Genomic DNA, 1,334 nt, shown 5'->3' with positions numbered 1-1,334 from the left:
ATTTTAGACCGCGGGACGGTTGCGTCTTCTAAAATGGTCGTTGGCTTCATTCGCGCTAAAGCAGAAAGAGCTGATCTTCTTGCTGTACTTAACGCTTCTGCTTCTGCTTGCGAAGCGGCTACTTTTACAGATACAGCATTTCCTTCGCTGCAGATGCGGGAAATCATTTCAATATCCCGACTCACCACTTCCGGCGGACCGTCTTGTTCAATCAATAAGACAGCGTTTACATCTGTTGGTAGCCCAACTTGCGCAAAATCTTCTACTACTTCACACGTCGGCTGATCTAAAAATTCAAGCGTAGCTGGAATAATCTTATTGGCGATAATAGCTGAAACCGTCTTAGCGGCTGCGTCCATGTCTTCAAACAGCGCGAGCAGGGTTTGTTTTGTTTCAGGTATTGGAATGAGCTTTAAAATCGCTTCTGTCACGACCCCAAGCGTTCCTTCAGAACCAACAAACAAGTTCGTTAAATCGTAGCCAGCTACATCTTTAGCTAACTTGCCTCCCGTCTTTATGCAGTCACCGTTTGCGAGAACTACTTCAAGACCAAGAACGTAATCTTTTGTTACGCCGTATTTTAAGCCTCGTAATCCTCCTGAGCACTCATTGATGTTCCCTCCGATGGTTGATATTTTCATAGAGCTTGGATCAGGAGGATAAAATAAACCTTTTGCCTCTACGGCGTTAATTAAGTCTAACGTGATAACACCCGGCTGCACGGTAGCGGTTAAATTTTCTTCATCAATTTCCAAAATTTTATTCATTCGGTTAAATGTAAGAACAATTCCGCCTTGCGTTGGACACGTTCCTGCGCTTAAATTTGTGCCTGAACCTCTTGGCACAATAGGAACATGATCTTCGTTGCATATCGTTAAAATTCTTTTCACTTGATCTTTGTTTTCAGGCATAATAACCGCATCAGGAAGCGACTGAAAGTTAGGTGTTGCGTCATAAGAGTACACGAGTCTTGCTTCACTGCTATCTTGAAAGTTGGCTGATCCTACAACTTCAATGAGCTTTGCTTTTGTTCGTTCATTAAGCATAACGTTCCTCCTTATATATCTCTTAATCTTATTATAGTTGCAGAAGCCACGAGGGACTATGGATAAAAAACTAAAAAAAAGCGCTTTAAAAACTCATTTTTTGTATGTTTATCTAACGAAGGGCGCACTTACTCTAATAGAGACAGCGCAAGGTAGAAAAGCGTGATACCCTTTACGCTTTTTGGATCAATGTCTGTTAGTTCTTTCATTTGCTTCAAGCGGTAATGAAGCGTATTAATATGAATATGTAAATCAAACGCCGTTTTTTTTAACGATTGATCGTTGGCT

At 41.4% G+C, this 1,334-nt stretch carries 2 protein-coding genes; both read right to left on the bottom strand.

The features are described 5' to 3' along the window. On the bottom strand, positions 1-1,046 hold a 1,046-nt coding region (locus tag AC1DRF_RS28065), incomplete at its 3' end, for an FAD-binding protein (RefSeq protein ID WP_477742317.1). A gap of 128 nt (positions 1,047-1,174) precedes the next feature. Beyond that, on the bottom strand, positions 1,175-1,334 hold a 160-nt coding region (locus tag AC1DRF_RS28060; protein WP_477742318.1), incomplete at its 5' end, for a helix-turn-helix domain-containing protein.

This window comes from Priestia sp. P5_B4 (genome assembly GCF_056400385.1).
Note: the sequence above shows the minus strand (reverse complement) of the source record. Positions and strands in the feature narration are given on the sequence as shown.